Here is a 19796-nt window from a genome sequence, read left to right as displayed (position 1 = left end):
GTTGGGAGATTATAAGCTGTTACACAGTTTTTAGGAAAGGCTCAATATTTTTATTTACTTAAACACATATGTCTCAACCATCTTACACTTTTGAACAATCTATCCTATCTTCAGTCTTGCCAGCAAACGCATCATCAATATAATTAGCCCATTGATGCATCATGTCGGTACGATAAGGCAAGTGTTGAGCTCCATTGTAGGCTTTGCTTATTTTGTTTTCTTTTTCATGTGCCAGCTGTAGCTCTATAGCTTCGTGCATAAACTCTTGTTCATGTAAGGTAGTGCTGGCAAGTCCGCGAAATCCGTGCCCTGTCATTCTGCCTTTATAGCCCATGCGCCATAGGGCAGTAATAAAAGCATTGGTACTGTATGGCTTACGCGTCGATGGATTAAAGAAGACATACTTGTCCGAAAAGCCTAGCGTCTTGATTTGCTCTAAGATCGCCATTGTTTGCGGTGTAAGCGGCACTAAATGCGGTCTATCCATTTTCATTTTATCGGCAGGTATGCGCCATAACTTGTCTTTATAGTCTATTTCGCTCCATTCCATAAAGCGTAATTCCTGCGTTCTCACAAACGTATAGCACATAAACCATAGGCCTAGCTTTACCAGTACATCACCATCATAGGCGTTAATGTCTTGTAATAGCTTTGGTAATTGCTGGCTGGTGATGCGACTATGGTGCTTTACCTTATGCGGTTTTAGTGCTTCAGTTAGGTCGTCGGCTGGGTTGAGGTTGGTTAAGCCCTCACGTATGGCTTGTTTAAAGATTTGCCCTGTTTGACGTATTGCGCGTCTTGCCATATCACTAGCGCCCCTAGCTTCGATAGCTTTACCAATAGCCAAAACATCAGGCGCAGTTATCTCATTTATATTCATATGACCAATGACGGGCTTAATGTCGCGCTGATATTGTGAGTAGTCACGGCTATGGGTAGTAGGTGCTATATGTGCTTTACGGTCATTATGCCAACACTGAGCTATCGTATCGAAAGCCTTTGATCCGTCATTTTCTGCTCGTGTTTTTTTCTTATCGTCTTTTGGGTTAATGCCATCAACTATTAATCTTTTGATCTCAAGATTGCGCTGGCGTGCACTTTGTAGGCTCATTACTGGATAAGTACCGATAGTAAGGGTTTGCTGTTTGCCTTGCCAGCGGTAGGCGCTGATCCATGACTTAACGCCTGTATAACGCACCCATAATTGTAACCCTTGACCATCACTATGTTTATCAGGTCGTTTTGAGTCTATCGCTTTTTGGGTAGGCTTAAGATTTTTTATCTGTGTATTATTTAGACTCATGTTGGTATTATCCATTATGGTATCGTATGATACCAACGATAATACCAACATTTTAGACGGATTACCACGTTCTATAACGGATAACAAATGCCTTTAAAAAAGGCTGATTCAGCTGAATGGCTTGCAAATAAAAGGGCAGACGGTCAATGACGGTCTGCCCTAATATTGTGTTTGGTCGGAACGGCAGGATTTGAACCTGCGACCACTACACCCCCAGTGTAGTGCGCTACCAGACTGCGCTACGCCCCGAGTGACTGACTATTTTACGCAAAATTATGTATATTGCAAGGGCTATTTCTAGCAGCCAAAATCTACAATATTATTCTGCCTAGCATAGTCAGTATAATCGCTTAGCAGCCAATGTTAACCCAATAATTCTTTTAGAATTTGGTTCACTTGCTGTGGGTTAGCACTACCGCGACTGGCTTTCATGACCTGACCGACTAGACCGTTAAAAGCTTTTTCCTTACCGCCGCGATACTCTTCTACCATCGCTTCATTTTTTGCGATGACTTCTTCGACCATCGCTTTGATAGCGCCAGTATCGGTTTCTTGCTTGAGGCCTTTGTCTTTGATGATTTTATCTGCTGCATCATCGCCATCGCCGCCTTCGCGCTCATATAGGGCACTAAAGACTTTTTTGGCCAATTTGCCAGATAGCGTGTCATCTTTGATACGCTTAAGCATACCTGCCAATTGCTTGGCGTTGATAGGGGAGTCGATGATATCGGTGTCATCTTTGTTCAGCGCACCGAGCAAGTCACCCATGACCCAGTTGCCAGCCATTTTGGCATCTTGCTGTCCGATTTCAGCCACTACGTCTTCGAAGTAATCAGCAATTTGACGACTACCAGTCAAGATACGAGCATCGTATTCTGACAGACCAAGCGCTTCTTCAAAGCGTGCGCGACGAGCCACTGGTAGCTCTGGCATTGCTGCTTTGATCGCATCAACCGTATGCTGCTCGATACGGACAGGTAGCAGGTCAGGATCAGGGAAGTAGCGATAGTCGTTGGCGTCTTCTTTGGTACGCATGGTACGCGTTTCATCACGCTCTGGATCATATAGCATCGTTGCTTGTACGACTTTGCCGCCATCTTCTAGGATATCGATTTGACGTTCGATTTCACGATTGATAGCACGCTCAATAAAGCGGAACGAGTTTAGGTTTTTTAGCTCAGTACGCGTACCGAGATCAGCGCCTGGCTTGCGCACAGAGACGTTGCAGTCACAACGGAATGAGCCTTCGGCCATTACTGCGTCTGAGATACCTAGCCAAGTGACTAGCTGATGGATGGCTTTGATGTAGGCAAGTGCTTCGTGAGCAGAGCGCATATCTGGCTCAGAGACGATTTCGATTAGTGGTGTACCTGCACGGTTCAAATCCACACCTGTCATACCATCGACTGCGTCATGGACAGATTTACCTGCATCTTCTTCTAGATGTGCGCGAGTGATACCCATACGTTTGGGATATTCGTTTTTTTCACCTTCGTTGACCACGACATCGATATAGCCTTCACCCACGATAGGATTGGCCATTTGGGTAATTTGATAGCCCTTAGGCAGGTCAGGGTAAAAGTAGTTTTTACGGTCAAACGTATTAAACAGACCCAGCTCAGCATTGACACCGATACCGAATTTTAGCGCGCGATCGACCACGCCGGCATTTAGCACTGGTAATACGCCAGGCAAACCCAAATCGACGATACTAGCTTGGCTGTTTGGCTCATGACCGAAATCAGTTGGCGCACTTGAGAATATCTTACTTTCCGTATTTAGCTGGCAGTGAATCTCGATACCGATGACCACTTCATAGCCATCGACAAATAGCTCTTTACGCACGGCATTGTTATCAGTAGTAGCTGTACTCATTATACCGTCTCCTTTGCGATGGTAGAGTGTTGTAGGTGATGATCAGTATGCTGCTGGAACAGATGCGCAGTCGTGAGCAGCTGGCTCTCTTGCCAGTGCTTACCGATTAATTGCAAGCCAATAGGTAGGCCTTCAGTCGTCAAACCAACTGGCTGACTGAGGGCAGGTAGACCCGCTAGGTTGACCGCGATGGTATAAACGTCACCTAAATACATCGTTGCAGGATCTAGGTCTTCACTGAGCTTATAAGCCGCAGTCGGTGCAGTTGGGCTAGCAATCACATCACAGCTAGCAAAGGCTTCATCGAAGTCTTTGACGATTAAGCGGCGAATCTTCTGTGCTTTTGTATAGTAAGCATCGAAATAGCCAGCTGACAGTGCATAAGTTCCTGTCAAGATACGGCGCTGTACTTCAGGGCCAAAGCCTTCAGAGCGTGAACGTGTATATAGATCAATCAGGTCAGTTGGATTCTCACAGCGATAGCCAAAACGTACGCCATCGAAGCGTGATAGGTTCGATGATGCTTCAGCAGGCGCTAGCATATAGTAAGTGGCAAGCGTGATCTCAGGATCAGTGATGTTCACTTCTACAATCGTTGCACCCAGCTCTTCGTATTTCTTGAGCGCGGCACGTGCTGCTTGCTCAACTTCGCTATCAAGCCCTGTGCCGAAGTATTCTTTGGCCACACCAATACGAAGACCTTCAAATGGTTTATCACCAGCAGCAGCTTGGGCATCATTGATGTCTTGTACGTAGTCAGGCATCTCGTATTTGATAGAAGTTGCATCGCGTGGATCATGACCAATCATTGGCTGGAGCAGATAGGCGCAATCTTTAGCGCTGCGTCCCATGCTACCCGCTTGATCTAGACTTGAGGCGTAGGCAATCATACCAAAGCGTGACACACGGCCATAAGTAGGCTTGATACCCGTTAGACCACAGAATGAAGCAGGCTGGCGAATAGAGCCACCTGTATCACTACCGGTAGCAACAGGGACAAAACCAGCGGCAACAGCAGCAGCACTACCACCTGACGAGCCACCAGGGACTCGCTCTAGGTTCCAAGGGTTCTGTACCGTACCGTAGTAAGAGCTACTGTTGTCTGAGCCCATCGCAAACTCATCCATATTGAGCTTACCTAAGCTAATCATGCCAGCTTTGTCGATGTTAGAAACGATAGTCGCGTTATATGGTGAGACAAAGTTATGTAGCATCTTTGAGCCACAAGTGGTCAGTACGCCCTGAGTACAAAAGATGTCTTTGTGCGCCATCGGTACACCAAGTAGCGGACGCTGATCGCCTTGTGCGCGCATCTCGTCTGCCGCTTTTGCTTGTGCGCGTGCTGTCTCAGAAGTATGAGTGATAAAGCTGTTAATCTTGCTGTCTAGCGCATCGATACGCTTGATGTAGTGTTCAGTTAATTCTGCGCTGCTAAATTGTTTGTTTTGCAAGCCAGTAATGAGCTGCTCGGTACTTAATAAATGAAGTTCAGACATAAGGTGTCGTCCGTCAAAATGTTAATAGCATAAAATAAATTGAGATAATGGCAAATGCGTGATTGTATTATTCAGCCACTATTATTCAATTACCTGAGGCACTAGATATAAGCCTTCTTCTACGGCAGGTGCGACTGACTGATTACGCTCACGATTGATGTCGTGTTTTGCCACATCAGCACGTAACTCTTGGCAAGCTTCATGAATATTGGCTAGTGGCTTGATGTCTGTGGTATCAACGTTAGATAGCGTATTCATCAGTTTTAATACTTTACTGATATCATCAGCATAGCTATCGGCTGTACTTTCATCAACACCTAAGCGGGCAAGGTTGGCAACTTCTAGGATTTCTTCACGGCTGACGTTGCTGTCAGACGTTGCTGGCTGCTGAGACATAGTTTCTCCAGTTAAGGACAGTTTTTGTTAAAGTAGTTGGTTACGAAAACGAAAATACGTAAGCGCTAAAATAGAAACAACTAAAATAGAAATAAATAGTAAGTGGGCTTATTATAAAGCATCTGACTCAAGTTTACAGAGCATGACGCTTGATTGATGCACAATCTCAACCAAGAGGCTGAGTTGATAAAGACGTAATATTAAATAAGATATGGTGCTAGCCGAGCCATAATGCCAATTAAGACACAATGATTTACAGAGAATTGCAAAACTGACCCTCTAATTCATCTTTGTTCCTCAATTGCTCTCCAATTAGCTTCTAAAATACGTTACAGTATGCATCTGCTATTAAGCAAAACATTCATCTGCCTGTAGAGCCTTGTTAGTTATCAGATTAAATGATGTTTCATTGAGTTGAATGATATTCACTACTATTTCAAACTTTGTAACAACTTTTGGCGTCTAAGACAAAAATCCTTACTTACTGATGCAAATATCTATGTTTTTTTTGAGCTAAATCGGTATAATTTAGCTCAGTTTTTTCATTTCATCATTATTGTTTGGATTTTGACTTGTTGGGATGATTAACTGTTGCCACAAGTAATGTTTAACGACGACCTGCTCAACACTGACGAGTAACACCTCAGTCAATCTCATTCGCCTCATTCGTAAGACGCTGGATATATTAGTCATGAACCTGTTTGGATTTTTATCAAATAATATCGCTATCGACCTCGGTACTGCGAACACCCTAATTTTTATTCCTAATAAAGGCGTCGTGCTTGACGAGCCTACGGTGGTCGCGTTACGAAGCAATCGTACTCAAAACCCGACCGTCGCCGCTGTTGGTATCGATGCCAAGCAGATGCTAGGTCGTACGCCTGCGAACATTACAGCGATTCGCCCGTTAAAAGACGGTGTGATTGCTGATTTTGAAGTGACGCAAAAAATGCTTAAGCACTTCATCGCTAAAGTAAAAGCCAAGCGTTTTATGGCACAGCCTAACGTTGTGGTTTGTGTACCATGCAAGTCTACTCTAGTTGAGCGTAAGGCGATTCGTGAGGCAGTATCATCAGCAGGTGCGAGCAAAGTACTATTGCTAGAAGAGCCGATGGCTGCGGCTATCGGTGCTGGTATGCCAGTTCATGAAGCCAGTGGTTCTATGGTTGTGGATATCGGTGGTGGTACAACTGAGATTGCTGTTATCGCGCTATCTGGCTGCGTATATGCTGAGTCGATTCGTATCGGTGGCGATATGTTTGATGAAGCGATCATCACTCATGTACGCCGTACGCATGGCTGTGTCATCGGTGAGACGACCGCTGAGCGCATCAAAAAAGAAGTCGGTTCTGCATTGAATGAAGACAGCCAACTAGAAGTAGAAGTTCGTGGTCGTAGCATGGCAGAAGGTGTACCAAAGACCTTTACTGTTAATTCAGAAGAAGTGCAAAAAGCATTGACTGATCCATTGAGCGGTATTGTTAGCGCTGTAAAAGTAGCACTTGAGCAGACTCCGCCAGAGTTGTCATCAGATATCGCTGAGCGTGGCATCGTATTGACAGGTGGCGGCGCACTATTACGTGACTTAGACAAACTTATCTCACAAGAGACTGGTTTGCCAGTGACGGTAGCAGAAGACCCACTAACCTGCGTTAGCCGTGGTGGTGGTATCGCGCTTGATTTCATCAATAACAAAAGTTTAAACATGATTTTTGTTTAATTCATCTTTATCCTTAATTGTCTTATAGGCTTGGCAATATATGATAATGACGATTTATGTGAATGATGAAACTATAAATATAGTCGGTTCAATATAATTTGGATACAAGGAAGCCGAGCGAAAGTACTACAAGTAGTAGGCTGAGCGAGACTGACACCGTATCCAATCTATAGAAGATTGACTATATATAAAATTAAAGGTAGCCGATTGTGCTACCTTTAATTGCATTCATTTGTGCTAGAACCCAATATCCTCGATAAACACTCATGCTGTAAATAAGTGCTATTGTTCATTTTAGAATCCTTAAATCAGACGACTTATGACTCCAAGTATTTTTGCGCGCCAGCCGTTATCACTTCGTAAGACTGTTATCGTATTGATAGCAGCCTTAATCTTGATGTGGTTTGATAGCAAAAACTCTGATTGGTTTAAGCCAGTACGTAGCACCAGTCATGCCGCTATGCAACCTATCTATGAGCTGTCTTTACTACCAAGCTATGCCAAGCATTGGGCAGGTGGTAGTCTGCAATCAAAAGAAGCACTGCGTCGCGAAAATATGCAGCTAAAGTCGCAATTGATACACGCGCATGCCAAGCTACAACAGCAAGATTATATTTTGGCGCAGAACGCACGCCTGCAAGGTATCTTATCTACCACCAAGCCTGAGCAGTTCGATCTTAATTTGGCGCAAGTCATCGGTACAGATACCAATTTGCTCAGACAGATTGTCGTGCTTAATAAAGGTGAGCAAGATGGCGTACAAGTTGGGCAAACGGTCATCGATGAAGACGGTGTGTTAGGACAGATTATCAATGTTTATCCCAATACTAGCCGTTTGTTGTTGATTACAGATGAGCAGCAGTCAGTTGCGGTTACTGTTAAGCGTACTGGTCAGCGTGCTATCGTCACAGGCCAAGGTATCCCATCTTCATTGAGTCTCAATTACGTCTTCAAAACATCGGATGTGCGAGTAGGTGATGAGCTAGTGTCGTCAGGACTCGGCGGTCGTATTCCGGCAGGCTATCGAGTAGGGCGTATCGCGCATGTCAAAGATGAGCAAACCGACAACTTTAGAACGATCGAAGTTACTCCAGCAGCCAACTTTATTGACAATGCCTATGTTTTAATACTTCAAGACAAGCTGTTAAATGAGAACAATGCTGCTGCTATGGCTCCGTAGATAACGACGTAAGCCATGGTATTGACGGCTAATGAGCTGGTTTATTAACGTTTTAAAGCTTTCCATTTAGGGTATTCACCTTGCCAATATCCAATCAACAATATCACAGCAACCATCAAACACTCGCTAAGGTAAGTACCCATGTCGTATCCTGATTCTGAGAATGCCACGGTACTATTGATAGTTGTGATTGTTCTAAGTTTCATCGCTGCATCATCACTTAATGTCTATCCGTTAAGCCCAAGCATGGCCACACTTCGCCCCATGGTAATGATCATGGTGCTGATTTATTGGTTGCTGTTTCAGCCGCGCTATGTGGGTATTTTCACCGCATTCACAGTTGGACTGATTGCTGATTTATTGATGGATACGCATTTAGGGCAGCAAGCGTTCGCCGCTGTTGTTGTTGCACTGGTTATCAAAATTACCAGTATCTACGTCAGACAGTTGAATACCGTTAGCGCTTGGTTAATTGCTAGTCTAGGGCTGATTGTCTTTCAGTTAAATCTATGGATACTACAGATGTTTATTCAAAACGTCTTTGTCGCTCAGTCTGCTTTGTCACTGTTTATGAGTATCATTAGCTGGCCACTCGTGCTGTTTACTTTACGCAAGTTTTCGCGTTAATAAATTATCAGTTATCAAGATTACTTTGTTTAACAGCTTGGATTACTCAGCCCACAATACTGTATGACCATACACATCATAAATTGATAAATGAAGAGAAAATCGATGGATATCGTTTTGGCATCTGGCTCTCCGCGTCGTCGTGAGCTACTAGAAAGAGCGCAACTAGACTTTACTATCTTAAGCGTGGATATTGATGAGACGCCGTTAGATAATGAGTCGCCAACAGACTATATCGAACGCATGGTCGCAACCAAAGCCGATGCCGCGATACAACAATTAAGCGACACCTCTCAAGCAAATCACGATAGCCTTACATCACCGTTTATTATTTTGACTTCTGATACCATCGGTGTACTGTCAGACGGTAAGACAGTCTTGGTCAAGCCTATTGATCGCGAGCACGCATATAGTATGTGGCAGCGTATGTCTGATAACGTCCACGAAGTATGGACTGCAGTCCAAGCGACTCAAGTACAGCTATTGCCTATAGCAGAACGAAGCCCATCAGAACCTACACATTCCTTACAAATTATTAACCAGCAGCGAATCACTGAACGTACGGAAGTGACTTTTATACCCCTGACGACACAGATGATGAGCGATTACTGGGACAGTGGCGAACCTGCTGATAAAGCAGGTGGGTATGGTATTCAAGGACTGGGTGCGGCATGGGTCAGTCGTATTAATGGCAGCTATACCAATGTCGTTGGTCTGCCACTGGCGCAAACGCTGGCACTAATCAAAGAAATGACAGAAGGCAGTAAGGACACAGTCAACCCATTATAATGGGATATGCACATAATGACACGGTAGGGTAATGGGCAAGAGCAAGTCGCATTTGTTACACTGTCAATCTAATAGGCGATGACCGTCTAATAAGAAAGCTGAGAGATAAGAGAAAAAACTATGTCCGAAGAGCTGCTGATTAATATTAGTCCAATGGAATCCCGTGTTGCGGTTTTAGACAATGGTATTTTGGGCGAGATTTATATTGAACGACATCACAAACTGGGGTTGGTCGGCAATATCTATCTGGGGACGGTCGTACGTGTCCTTCCTGGTATGCAGGCAGCCTTCGTAGATATTGGTCAATCACGGACCGCATTTCTACATGTCAATGACATGCAGCGTGAACCACGCCCCGTTGCAGAAAAAAACAAAGCTACTAAGGCCACTAAGCACGAGATAAATGAGGACGATGCGACTGCCAACGCTTCTGCTGATAGCTTGGCTGTGACACCGCCTATTGTCAGTGCGCAAAGCACAGAAATAGTACCAGCGTCTAAAACTTTGATTCAGCATCGCCTACATGAAAGTCAGCGTATTTTGGTACAGGTAACCAAAGACCAGTTAGGAAGTAAAGGTGCTCGTCTAACCACCAACATCTCACTACCATCACGTTATCTAGTATATTTGCCATCGAGTGATCATATTGGCATATCGCAGCGTATCGATGGCGAAGAAGAGCGTAGCCGATTAAAGACTGAGCTTAGTAGCCTGATGCAGACGGTCAATCTAAAAGGTGGTCTTATCGCCCGTACCGCTGCTGAGCGCGTTCCTGTCGATAAGCTAGAAGAAGACATCTATTATCTATTGCAGCTGTGGCGTACTATCTGTGCTCGCCGCCAAGAGATTAATCATCATCAGAGCTCAGAGCTGATTTATCAAGAACTGTCATTACCATTACGTTCTATCCGTGATTTGGTTCACGCTGATACCGAAAAAGTTATTATTGATAATACACAGATTTATGAGCAAGTCAGATATTTTGCCAAAGAGTTTGTTCCCTTCGTCTATGATCGTATCGTGCATTACACCGCTGAGCAGTCGTTGTTTGATGTACACCGTGTCGAAGACGACTTACGTGATGCATTAAAGCGCCGTGTCGATCTAAAGTCTGGCGGCTATCTGATCATCGATCAGACCGAAGCCATGACGACGATTGATGTTAATACAGGTTCTTTTGTAGGCGGTCGCTCATTAGAGGATACGGTTTATAAGACTAATCTAGAAGCCACACATGCTATCGCTCGACAGTTGCGCTTACGTAATCTAGGCGGCATTATTATTCTAGATTTTATCGATATGCTTGAGCAACAGCATAAAGATGACGTGCTTGAGAGCTTACAGGCGCAACTTACCCAAGATTATGCAAAAACCAAGATTACACAGGTCAGTGAGCTTGGACTGGTAGAGATGACACGCAAGCGCACGCGTGAATCATTGGGTCAGCAGCTTTGTGAGCCGTGCTCGACTTGCCAGGGTCGAGGGTTTGTCAAAACGGCAGAGACGGTTTGCTTTGAGATTTTCCGTGAGATTATGCGCTGTGCGCGCACTTATAACTCTCCCAAAAAGTTCACAGTGGTTGCTCATGCGGCAGTTATTGATTTACTACTCACAACAGAGTCAGACACAGTGGCCGATTTAGAGTATTTACTGGGTAGGGTCATTACTTTTGATGTAGAAAATCTATATACCCAAGAGCAGTATGATATTGTTTTAGATTAATATTATTCAAAACAAATGATAGTTCTAGATGAAAGTATTTATGTGACTGAAGATTAGTCTAAGAATGAGCATCTCTAATCACAATAGAGATTGCTCTTGCAATACCTAAAATACTATGTATAATATACACCACTGAATTATATATGCGCAGCTGAATAAAAAAGCTGGCGCTATGACAGCTAGAGCATCGTTTCTAGCACTATTTCATTATGCCTTTGCTACTTTCCAATTAATAGGAGGGTTGGCGGGGCTTTAAACTATTTTGCTTTTGGCACGCTATAAGTTCGGATAAAGAACTCATTCTGGTTAAGAACAGAAGGCCGCTTTAAGTGAATATTTAACCAAACTGCTTTTGATCATGGTCTTGCGACGCAAGAATGACAAAGGCACATATTAGGAGCTTGCTGGCATGGCTAACCAGAGAATCCGTATCCGTCTTAAGTCTTTTGATCATCGTCTGATTGATCAATCTGCACAAGAGATTGTTGATACTGCAAAGCGCACCGGTGCGCAAGTTTGTGGTCCTGTACCGTTGCCGACTCGCATTGAGCGCTTCAACGTTCTAACCTCACCACACGTTAACAAAGATGCTCGTGACCAGTACGAAATCCGTACTCATAAGCGTATGGTTGATATCGTTCAGCCAACTGACAAAACTGTGGATGCGCTAATGAAATTAGATTTAGCGGCGGGTGTTGACGTTCAAATTGCTTTGGGTTAATGCACATTAAACACCCAACCCATTAATATAAGATATAAAGAGGTCTAAAATGGCGATCGGTTTAGTCGGTAAAAAGTGCGGCATGACCCGTGTCTTCACTGAAACAGGCGCATCTATCCCTGTAACAGTTGTTGAGGTCGATGCAAACCGCATTACTCAAGTAAAAAATACTGATGTAGATGGTTATCAAGCCATCCAAATTACCACAGGTACTCGTCGTGACAGCCGCGTAACAGCTGCACAAAAGGGTCACTTCGCTAAAGCTGGTGTTAAAGCTGGCCGTGGTGTTTGGGAATTCCGTGCCAACGAAAGCGATCTTGAAGGTCGTGAGATTGGTGGCGAGATTCTAGCTGACTTGTTCGAACAAGGTCAGATGGTTGATGTGACAGGACAGAGCAAAGGTAAAGGTTTCCAAGGCCCTGTTAAGCGTCACAACTTTAGTATGCAAGATGCTACTCATGGTAACTCAGTGTCTCATCGTGCGCATGGTTCAACTGGTCAAAACCAGTCACCAGGTAAAGTATTCAAAGGCAAGAAGATGGCGGGTCAGATGGGTAACAAACGTGTTACCGTTCAGGGCCTAGAAGTGATTTCGGTTGATGCCGAAAAAGGGTTACTTGTCATCAAGGGTGCTATCCCAGGTGCCACCGGTGGCGATGTTATCGTACGTCCGTCAGTCAAAGCCTAAGCAAGGGGATTAACGTGGATTTAAAAACAGTTACAGGTGCGGCGGTTGAGCTTTCTGATACGGCATTTGGTCGTGAATTCAACGAAGCACTAGTGCATCAAGTCGTCACCGCTTATTTAGCTGGTGCTCGCCAAGGTACACGCGCACAAAAAACACGTGCCGAAGTTTCTGGCGGTGGTATTAAGCCATGGCGCCAAAAAGGTACTGGTCGCGCTCGTGCGGGTTCTATTCGTAGCCCAATCTGGCGTTCAGGTGGTCGTGCATTCGCTGCAAAACCACAAGATTGGTCACAGAAAGTAAACCGTAAAATGTATCGCGGTGCGATGCAGTGCATCCTAGCAGAATTGATTCGTCAAGAGCGTCTGATTTTGGTAGAAGAGTTGAGCGTTTCTGGGCCGAAAACCAAAGAACTGATTGCTAAGTTAAATGATTTGAATGCACCTCGTGCACTAATCGTTACTAAAGAAGTTGATGAAAACTTATACTTAGCTGCTCGCAACATTCCACACGTCAATGTACTTGGTACAAATGAAGTGGACCCAGTGAGCTTGATCGCATTTGATAAAGTGATCATGTCAGTTGAAGCTGCGAAACAATTTGAGGAAGCACTAGCATGAATAACGCAAGACTTTATCAGGTCTTAAGAGGGCCTGTATTCTCAGAAAAATCTCAAATGCTTGGCGACTCACTTGGTGTGCAGGTATTTAAAATTGATTCTAATGCTACTAAGCTTGAAGTCAAGAAAGCAGTTGAGTTGATGTTTGAAGGTGTTGAAGTCACTAAAGTAAACACTTTGAATGTTAAAGGTAAGACAAAGCGTTTTGGTAAAAGCATCGGCCGTCGTAACGACTACAAAAAAGCCTATGTTACCTTAAAAGCTGGTCAAGATGTACAAATGGCTGATGCTGGTGAAGAAGTAGCGAATACTACTGATTCTACTAGTGAAACAGCGAATAACGAATAAGGATTACACTCATGCCTATCGTAAGAGCAAAGCCAACATCACCAGGCCGTCGTTTTGTTGAAAAAGTAGTGCATCCACACCTGTACAAAGGTCGTCCGTTTGCAGCACTTCTAGAATCAAAAAGCAAGTCAGGTGGTCGTAACAATAATGGCCGCATTACTACTCGTCACATTGGCGGTGGTCATAAGCAACATTATCGCATTATCGATTTCAAACGTACTAAAGACAATATCCCAGCAACGGTAGAGCGTATCGAATACGATCCTAACCGTACTGCTCATATTGCTCTACTTAAGTATGCTGATGGCGAACGTCGTTACATTATCGCTGCTAAGAAACAAGTAGTTGGTGATACAGTAATGTCAGGCGAGACTTCTCCAATTCGTCCAGGTAACTGCTTACCGCTAAAAAACATCCCATTGGGTACTGTGATTCACAATATCGAGCTTAAAATCGGTAAAGGTGCACAGATGGCTCGTTCTGCGGGTGCTAGCGTTCAGTTACTAGGTCGTGACGGTATTTATGCTATTCTACGTATGCGTTCTGGCGAAACTCGCCGTGTACACGTAAATTGCCGCGCTGTTATTGGTGAAGTTTCTAACACTGAAAACAACTTGAAATCACTTGGTAAAGCCGGTGCTTCACGTTGGCGTGGTGTTCGTCCTTCTGTTCGTGGTGTCGCTATGAACCCGGTTGATCACCCACACGGTGGTGGTGAAGGTCGTAACAAAGGTCGCCATCCAACCAGCCCTTGGGGTCAGAAGTCTAAAGGACTTAAAACGCGTCACAATAAGCGTACTGACAACATGATCATCCGCCGTCGCGCCAAGAAGAAATAAAGGAAGAATTTCATGCCTCGTTCATTGAAAAAAGGTCCATTCATAGACGCGCACTTGTTTGCTAAAGTTGAGAATGCATTAGACACCAACTCACGCAAGCCAATTAAGACTTGGTCGCGCCGCTCGATGATTCTGCCACAAATGGTTGGCCTAACTTTATCTGTTCACAACGGCCGTACTCATGTACCGGTTATCGTGAGCGAGCAGATGGTTGGTCATAAACTAGGTGAATTTGCCCCGACTCGTACGTATCGTGGTCACGGCATTGACAAAAAAGCTAAGAGATAAGGTGCTTACCATGGAAGTAACTGCAAAATTACGCGGTGCCGCCATATCGGCACAAAAAGTTAGACTCGTTGCTGATGAAGTTCGTGGCAAATCTATTGAGCGTGCTTTGGATATCCTAACGTATAGCAATAAAAAAGGCGCTGTGTTTGTTAAGAAATGCCTTAACTCAGCCATCGCCAATGCCGAACATAATCACGGCTTAGATATTGACGACCTAAAAGTCGCTACTATCTATGTTGATGAAGGCATTACGCTAAAACGTATCCTACCACGTGCCAAAGGCCGTGCTGATCGTATCAGCAAGCGTACTTGTCACATCACTATAAAGGTAGGAGAATAAGTTATGGGTCAAAAAGTACATCCAATCGGAATTCGTCTTGGTGTTGTAAAAAAGCATAACGCAAACTGGTATGCTAACCCTAAACAATACTCAGAATACCTAATCAACGACATTCAAGTTCGTGAATATCTACGCAAAAAGCTAGATAACGCTATGATCAGCAACATCATGATCGAGCGTCCTACTGGCGCTGCTAAGATTACCATCGCCACTGCGCGTCCTGGTATTGTTATCGGTAAGAAAGGCGAAGATATCGAAAGACTTCAAAAAGAATTGACCAAAATTATGGGCGTACCTGCTCAGGTCAACATTGAAGAAATCACGTCACCTGACCTTGATGCACGTTTGGTAGCAGACGGCATCGGTAGCCAGCTTGAGCGTCGTGTTATGTTCCGTCGTGCGATGAAACGCGCGGTACAGAACAGCATGCGTTCTGGTGCTAAAGGTATCAAGGTTGAGCTGTCTGGCCGTCTAGGCGGTGCTGAGATTGCTCGTAGTGAATGGTACCGTGAAGGTCGTGTGCCATTGCATACACTCCGTGCTGATATTGACTACTCGTCAATTCGTGCAGAGACAACTTACGGCACCATCGGTGTTAAAGTTTGGATTTTCCGTGGCGAAATCCTTGACGGTATGAACAGTGTATATAATCCCGTCAAAGAAGAGCAGACTCGTGCGCCAAAACGCCGTGGTCGTGGAAACCGTCGAAACTCAGACAGAGGTTAAACTATGTTACAGCCAAAACGTACCAAGTTTCGTAAAATGCACAAAGGTCGTAACACTGGGCTAGCTCATCGTGGAAGCACCGTTGCATTCGGACAAATTGGTCTAAAATCATTGACGCGTGGTCGTATGACAGCTCGTCAAATCGAAGCAGCACGTCGTACCATCACTCGTAAAATTAAGCGTGGCGGTAAGATTTGGATTCGTGTATTCCCTGACAAACCGATTACTAATAAACCATTAGAAGTACGTATGGGTAAAGGTAAAGGTCCAGTAGAATATTGGGTATGCGAAATCAAACCTGGTAAAGTGCTATATGAAATTGAAGGGGTACCAGAAGAGCTTGCACGTGAAGCTTTCACGCTTGCTGCAGCAAAACTGCCCTTTAAAACTACCATTGTTAAGCGGACGATAATGTAATGAAGATCAGTGAATTACGTGATAAATCATTAGAAGAACTGACCCAGTTACTTGATGAAAAGCAACTTGATGCTTTCCGTATTCGTATGGCTAAAGCAACTGGTCAGTTGGGTAATACCCATGAAGTACGTGACAATCGTCGCACGATTGCTCAGCTTCAGACTTTGATTAACGAGAAACAACGAGGCGACTCATGAGCGATAACAATCAAACAACTACCAATGCTAGCGTATTGACAGGTCGAGTTGTTAGCGACAAGATGGATAAGTCCATCACAGTTTTGATTGAGCGTCTGGTTCGTCATCCTTTGTATGGCAAGCAGCTTCGTCGTTCTACAAAAATCAAAGCACATGATGAGAATAATGTTTGCCAACAAGGCGATCTTGTCCGTATCAAAGAAACGCGTCCAATCTCAAAAACCAAGTCTTGGACTTTGGTTGATGTGGTTGAAAAAGTAGAAAAAATCTAAGTAAATTGCATTAAAAGCCAGAAGCTGTTAAAATAGCCGCCTTTTTAAGGATGCTGATTGCGCCGAGCGTATATCACTCACATTAAGAGTAAGTCGCGGTTATTTATATTAAAATGCCGTCTACTCATACTGTGCTAGCGGCAGCAACTGGTTTTTATTGCTCATACGTGTGGAGTAACGCTATGATTCAGGTTGAGTCAATGCTGGAAGTTGCAGACAATAGCGGTGCAAGAAGAGTTCAGTGCATTAAAGTACTGGGTGGTTCTCATCGTCGTTATGCATCAGTTGGCGACATTATTAAAGTAACGGTTAAAGAAGCCATTCCGCGTGGTCGTGTTAAAAAAGGCGACGTGATGAATGCAGTAGTTGTACGTACCAAAAAAGGCGTTCGTCGCCCTGATGGTTCTGTGTTACGTTTTGATGACAATGCTGCGGTATTGTTGAACCAAAACAAAGCGCCGATTGCAACTCGTATTTTTGGACCGGTAACTCGTGAACTACGTGGTGATCAGTTTATGAAAATTGTATCACTAGCACCAGAAGTATTGTGAGGTAATCCATGTCAAAATTACGTAAAGGCGATACAGTTATCGTGATTGCTGGGAAAGACAAAGGCAAGCAAGGTACTGTACAAGCTGTAAAAAACGATCGTATTAAAGTTGAAGGCATTAACATTGTTACCAAACATCAGAAGCCAAATCAGGCAACTGGCGTTGAAGGTGGCATTCTTAAGCAAGAAGCTTTTCTGCATATCTCAAATGTCGCAATCTTAAATGCGCAAACCCAAAAAGCAGACCGTATTACTTATCAGTTTGGCGAAGACGGCAAGAAACAACGCGTCTATCGTTCAAGCGGTGAAGTAGTGGCGACTGCGTAAGACACTAAGGGTGTAATGGTAATGGCAAGATTAAAATCTTTATATAACGATGAACTAAAGCAGCAAATCAAAGAAGAGCTTGGTTTGGCAAATGTGATGCAAGTGCCTAAAATCACTAAAATCACACTTAACATGGGTGTAGGCGGCGCGTCTCAAGACAAGAAATTGTTGGAAGGTGCTGTAGCTGATATGACCGCGATTGCTGGTCAAAAACCTGTTGTCACCAAAGCGCGTAAATCAGTTGCTGGCTTTAAGATTCGTGAAGAATGGCCAATTGGCTGTAAAGTAACGCTACGCGGTGAGCAAATGTACGAATTTTTAGATCGTCTCGTTGCCATTGCAATTCCTCGTATTCGTGATTTCCGCGGTTTTTCACCTAAAGCCTTTGACGGACGTGGTAACTACTCATTGGGTATCAAAGAACAAATCGTATTCCCAGAAGTAGATTTTGACAAGATTGATCGTATCCGTGGTATGGATGTGACAATCACCACGTCAGCTCAATCTGATGAAGAAGGTCGTGCGTTGCTTAAAGCATTCGGCTTCCCATTTAAATAAGGTAAAGACGTTATGGCAAAGAAGAGCATGATTAACCGCGAATTAAAGCGCGAAAAAATGGTTGCTAAATATGCTGAAAAGCGTATCAAGCTAAAAGAAACTATCAGTGATATGACTGCAAGTGACGAAACTCGTATGGAAGCGATGTTAGAGCTACAAGCTCTTCCACGCAACTCATCACCAGTACGTCTGCGTAATCGTTGTGCTATCACCGGTCGTCCTCACGGTTACTTCCGCAAGTTTGGCTTGTCACGCAATATGCTGCGTGAGCGTGTCATGCAAGGCGATGTGCCTGGTGTTCGTAAAGCAAGCTGGTAAGGAGTAACTATATGAGTATGCAAGATACCGTTGGGGATATGCTAACCCGTATCCGTAACGCACAAATGGCTAACAAAGTATCGGTAGCAATGCCGAGCTCTAAATTACGTAAATCAATTGCTGATTTACTAGTTAGCGAAGGTTATGTGGCTAGCGCTGTTGTTGCTGAAGAAGAAAACAACAAAGCAACCCTTACTATTGAATTGAAATATTTCGAAGGCCGTGCTGTCATCGAAACTATCCAACGTTATAGCCGTCCTGGTTTACGCCAGTTCCGCGGTAAAGATGCTATCCCTACTGTTAAGCAAGGTATGGGTGTTGCTATCGTATCTACTAGCCAGGGTATCATGAGCGATCGTGCTGCACGCGCTGCTGGTATCGGTGGTGAAATCGTCGCATTTGTAGCGTAAGCTATACGACGATGAAGTCTATTTGATGGTTGTTAGGCCTCTATCGATTGAGTAATATCAAATTATTTCAAATTGATAGATGTCTAACACAGTCAACTATGCTAAACTAACACGCTTTTTAGCCTGTTAGTTTTTTCGCTAATATAAAGAAGTTAAATTTTTTAAGGAATATTCCTATGTCTCGTGTGGCTAAAGCCCCAGTGACGCTGCCAAACGGCGTAAGCGTTACTTTGAACGATCGGCAGGTCGAAGTTAAAGGCAAGAACGGTTCTCTGTCTTTACGCCTGCATGAATTGGTCGAGCTGAAACAGGAAGATGATGCTATCATTTTCTCACCTACAGTCGATTCAAAAGAAGCTATGATGCACACTGGCACTATGCGCGCTCTTGTTAACAACTATGTTACTGGCGTGAACGAAGGCTTTGAAAGACGTCTTCAGTTAATTGGTGTTGGTTATCGCGCGCAAGTTACTGGTAACAAAGTAACCTTGAACGTTGGTTATTCTCATCCAGTAGAGTACACGTTACCTGAAGGTGTGTCAGCTGAAACGCCAACGCAAACTGAAATTGTTTTGAAATCAAACAATAAACAGCAGCTTGGTCAAGCAGCCGCCAACATCCGTGGTTTCCGCCCACCTGAGCCTTACAAAGGTAAAGGTATTCGTTATAGTGACGAGCATGTGATTCGCAAAGAAGCTAAGAAAAAATAAGGTGAGTTGAAATGTTTGATAAAAAAGCAGCTCGTCTGCGTCGAGCTAAGAAAACACGCGCGCATATCCGTTTCTTAGGCGTTCATCGCTTAACGGTTAACCGCACGTCAAAACATATTTATGCCCAGATTATCTCTCCAAATGGTGGTGAAGTGATTGCTCAGGCATCTACCTTAGACAGCAGCTTGCGTTCAGGCGCGACTGGTAATGCTGATTCAGCAACGTCTGTAGGCCAAATGATCGCAGAACGCGCAAAAGCAGCTGGCATTACTAAAGTTGCCTTTGACCGTAGTGGTTTCAAATATCATGGTCGAGTTAAAGCTTTAGCAGAAGCTGCTCGCGAAAACGGATTGGAGTTTTAAT

General features: G+C 44.1%; 28 protein-coding genes and 1 tRNA gene. 23 read left to right on the top strand and 6 right to left on the bottom strand.

The genetic code is table 11. The annotated features are described in order from the left end of the window. Positions 1-82: 82 nt before the first annotated feature. The 6 genes from I3254_RS07430 to I3254_RS14315 form a co-directional block, all read right to left on the bottom strand. Positions 83-1303, bottom strand: a complete 1221-nt coding sequence (locus I3254_RS07430) for an integrase arm-type DNA-binding domain-containing protein (RefSeq protein WP_238052295.1) — start codon at positions 1301-1303, stop codon at positions 83-85. Positions 1304-1475: 172 nt separating this feature from the next. After that, positions 1476-1552: transfer RNA gene (locus I3254_RS07425), tRNA-Pro, on the bottom strand. Between the two features lie 114 nt (positions 1553-1666). Then, complete coding sequence (gene gatB / locus I3254_RS07420) at positions 1667-3178, bottom strand: Asp-tRNA(Asn)/Glu-tRNA(Gln) amidotransferase subunit GatB (RefSeq protein WP_238052293.1); 1512 nt, start codon at positions 3176-3178, stop codon at positions 1667-1669. Continuing rightward, positions 3178-4674, bottom strand: coding sequence for an Asp-tRNA(Asn)/Glu-tRNA(Gln) amidotransferase subunit GatA (gene gatA / locus I3254_RS07415; RefSeq protein WP_238052291.1), 1497 nt, complete (start codon positions 4672-4674; stop codon positions 3178-3180). Before gatA ends, gatB begins: the two co-directional genes overlap by 1 nt. A gap of 81 nt (positions 4675-4755) precedes the next feature. Beyond that, positions 4756-5070, bottom strand: coding sequence for an Asp-tRNA(Asn)/Glu-tRNA(Gln) amidotransferase subunit GatC (gatC, locus tag I3254_RS07410; RefSeq protein ID WP_057758683.1), 315 nt, complete (start codon positions 5068-5070; stop codon positions 4756-4758). A 528-nt stretch (positions 5071-5598) separates the two neighbouring features. Beyond that, entirely contained in the window at positions 5599-5727 is a 129-nt protein-coding gene (locus I3254_RS14315; protein ID WP_259358613.1) for a hypothetical protein, read from the bottom strand. A gap of 34 nt (positions 5728-5761) precedes the next feature. Between I3254_RS14315 and I3254_RS07405 the strand changes: the two genes are divergently transcribed. The 23 genes from I3254_RS07405 (at position 5762) to rplR (ending at position 19795) form a co-directional block, all read left to right on the top strand. Further along, positions 5762-6790 carry a rod shape-determining protein gene (locus I3254_RS07405; RefSeq protein ID WP_082624553.1) on the top strand — a complete coding sequence of 343 codons (1029 nt, stop codon included), beginning with the start codon at positions 5762-5764 and terminating at the stop codon, positions 6788-6790. 319 nt (positions 6791-7109) lie between these two features. Beyond that, positions 7110-7970, top strand: coding sequence for a rod shape-determining protein MreC (gene mreC / locus I3254_RS07400; RefSeq protein WP_238052290.1), 861 nt, complete (start codon positions 7110-7112; stop codon positions 7968-7970). A 141-nt stretch (positions 7971-8111) separates the two neighbouring features. Further along, positions 8112-8597: a rod shape-determining protein MreD gene (gene mreD / locus I3254_RS07395; RefSeq protein ID WP_238052289.1), complete on the top strand. Its 486-nt coding sequence runs from the start codon at positions 8112-8114 to the stop codon at positions 8595-8597. A gap of 105 nt (positions 8598-8702) precedes the next feature. Continuing rightward, positions 8703-9386: a Maf family protein gene (locus I3254_RS07390; protein WP_201556164.1), complete on the top strand. Its 684-nt coding sequence runs from the start codon at positions 8703-8705 to the stop codon at positions 9384-9386. A 120-nt stretch (positions 9387-9506) separates the two neighbouring features. Then, the gene (locus I3254_RS07385) at positions 9507-11108 is read left to right on the top strand and encodes an Rne/Rng family ribonuclease (protein ID WP_238052288.1); all 1602 of its coding nucleotides are present in this window, start codon (positions 9507-9509) and stop codon (positions 11106-11108) included. Positions 11109-11517: 409 nt separating this feature from the next. Continuing rightward, complete coding sequence (gene rpsJ, locus I3254_RS07380; protein WP_010196670.1) at positions 11518-11829, top strand: 30S ribosomal protein S10; 312 nt, start codon at positions 11518-11520, stop codon at positions 11827-11829. A gap of 49 nt (positions 11830-11878) precedes the next feature. Further along, a complete protein-coding gene (gene rplC, locus I3254_RS07375; protein WP_057758696.1) occupies positions 11879-12517 on the top strand; it encodes a 50S ribosomal protein L3 in 639 nt (212 codons plus the stop codon). Positions 12518-12531: 14 nt separating this feature from the next. Next, complete coding sequence (gene rplD / locus I3254_RS07370; protein WP_057758698.1) at positions 12532-13134, top strand: 50S ribosomal protein L4; 603 nt, start codon at positions 12532-12534, stop codon at positions 13132-13134. Further along, complete coding sequence (gene rplW / locus I3254_RS07365) at positions 13131-13481, top strand: 50S ribosomal protein L23 (RefSeq protein WP_057758700.1); 351 nt, start codon at positions 13131-13133, stop codon at positions 13479-13481. The genes rplD and rplW overlap by 4 nt, the downstream gene beginning before the upstream one ends. Positions 13482-13492: 11 nt before the next feature. Continuing rightward, positions 13493-14320: a 50S ribosomal protein L2 gene (gene rplB, locus I3254_RS07360; protein ID WP_238052287.1), complete on the top strand. Its 828-nt coding sequence runs from the start codon at positions 13493-13495 to the stop codon at positions 14318-14320. A 12-nt stretch (positions 14321-14332) separates the two neighbouring features. Next, entirely contained in the window at positions 14333-14608 is a 276-nt protein-coding gene (gene rpsS / locus I3254_RS07355; RefSeq protein WP_010196682.1) for a 30S ribosomal protein S19, read from the top strand. Between the two features lie 10 nt (positions 14609-14618). Continuing rightward, a complete protein-coding gene (gene rplV, locus I3254_RS07350) occupies positions 14619-14948 on the top strand; it encodes a 50S ribosomal protein L22 (RefSeq protein ID WP_021813373.1) in 330 nt (109 codons plus the stop codon). Positions 14949-14951: 3 nt separating this feature from the next. Continuing rightward, complete coding sequence (gene rpsC / locus I3254_RS07345) at positions 14952-15674, top strand: 30S ribosomal protein S3 (RefSeq protein ID WP_057758704.1); 723 nt, start codon at positions 14952-14954, stop codon at positions 15672-15674. 3 nt (positions 15675-15677) lie between these two features. After that, positions 15678-16091 carry a 50S ribosomal protein L16 gene (rplP, locus tag I3254_RS07340; protein WP_010196693.1) on the top strand — a complete coding sequence of 138 codons (414 nt, stop codon included), beginning with the start codon at positions 15678-15680 and terminating at the stop codon, positions 16089-16091. After that, positions 16091-16288: a 50S ribosomal protein L29 gene (gene rpmC, locus I3254_RS07335; protein ID WP_102094164.1), complete on the top strand. Its 198-nt coding sequence runs from the start codon at positions 16091-16093 to the stop codon at positions 16286-16288. Before rplP ends, rpmC begins: the two co-directional genes overlap by 1 nt. After that, complete coding sequence (rpsQ, locus tag I3254_RS07330) at positions 16285-16560, top strand: 30S ribosomal protein S17 (protein WP_102094163.1); 276 nt, start codon at positions 16285-16287, stop codon at positions 16558-16560. Before rpmC ends, rpsQ begins: the two co-directional genes overlap by 4 nt. 182 nt (positions 16561-16742) lie before the next feature. Further along, complete coding sequence (gene rplN / locus I3254_RS07325; protein WP_010196702.1) at positions 16743-17111, top strand: 50S ribosomal protein L14; 369 nt, start codon at positions 16743-16745, stop codon at positions 17109-17111. Between the two features lie 8 nt (positions 17112-17119). Further along, on the top strand, positions 17120-17437 hold the full coding sequence (rplX, locus tag I3254_RS07320; protein WP_101204866.1) for a 50S ribosomal protein L24: 318 nt from the start codon (positions 17120-17122) through the stop codon (positions 17435-17437). Between the two features lie 21 nt (positions 17438-17458). Continuing rightward, entirely contained in the window at positions 17459-17995 is a 537-nt protein-coding gene (gene rplE, locus I3254_RS07315) for a 50S ribosomal protein L5 (RefSeq protein ID WP_101204865.1), read from the top strand. 12 nt (positions 17996-18007) lie between these two features. Continuing rightward, positions 18008-18313, top strand: coding sequence for a 30S ribosomal protein S14 (gene rpsN / locus I3254_RS07310; protein ID WP_010196705.1), 306 nt, complete (start codon positions 18008-18010; stop codon positions 18311-18313). A gap of 11 nt (positions 18314-18324) precedes the next feature. Next, positions 18325-18723 carry a 30S ribosomal protein S8 gene (gene rpsH, locus I3254_RS07305; RefSeq protein WP_101204864.1) on the top strand — a complete coding sequence of 133 codons (399 nt, stop codon included), beginning with the start codon at positions 18325-18327 and terminating at the stop codon, positions 18721-18723. Between the two features lie 176 nt (positions 18724-18899). Next, complete coding sequence (rplF, locus tag I3254_RS07300; RefSeq protein WP_114701688.1) at positions 18900-19433, top strand: 50S ribosomal protein L6; 534 nt, start codon at positions 18900-18902, stop codon at positions 19431-19433. Positions 19434-19444: 11 nt separating this feature from the next. Continuing rightward, complete coding sequence (gene rplR, locus I3254_RS07295) at positions 19445-19795, top strand: 50S ribosomal protein L18 (protein WP_057758713.1); 351 nt, start codon at positions 19445-19447, stop codon at positions 19793-19795. The last annotated feature ends 1 nt before the right edge of the window (position 19796 follow it).

This window comes from Psychrobacter sp. Ps2, assembly GCF_022129405.1.
Classification (GTDB): domain Bacteria; phylum Pseudomonadota; class Gammaproteobacteria; order Pseudomonadales; family Moraxellaceae; genus Psychrobacter.
This window is presented reverse-complemented; position numbering and strand designations above follow the sequence as displayed.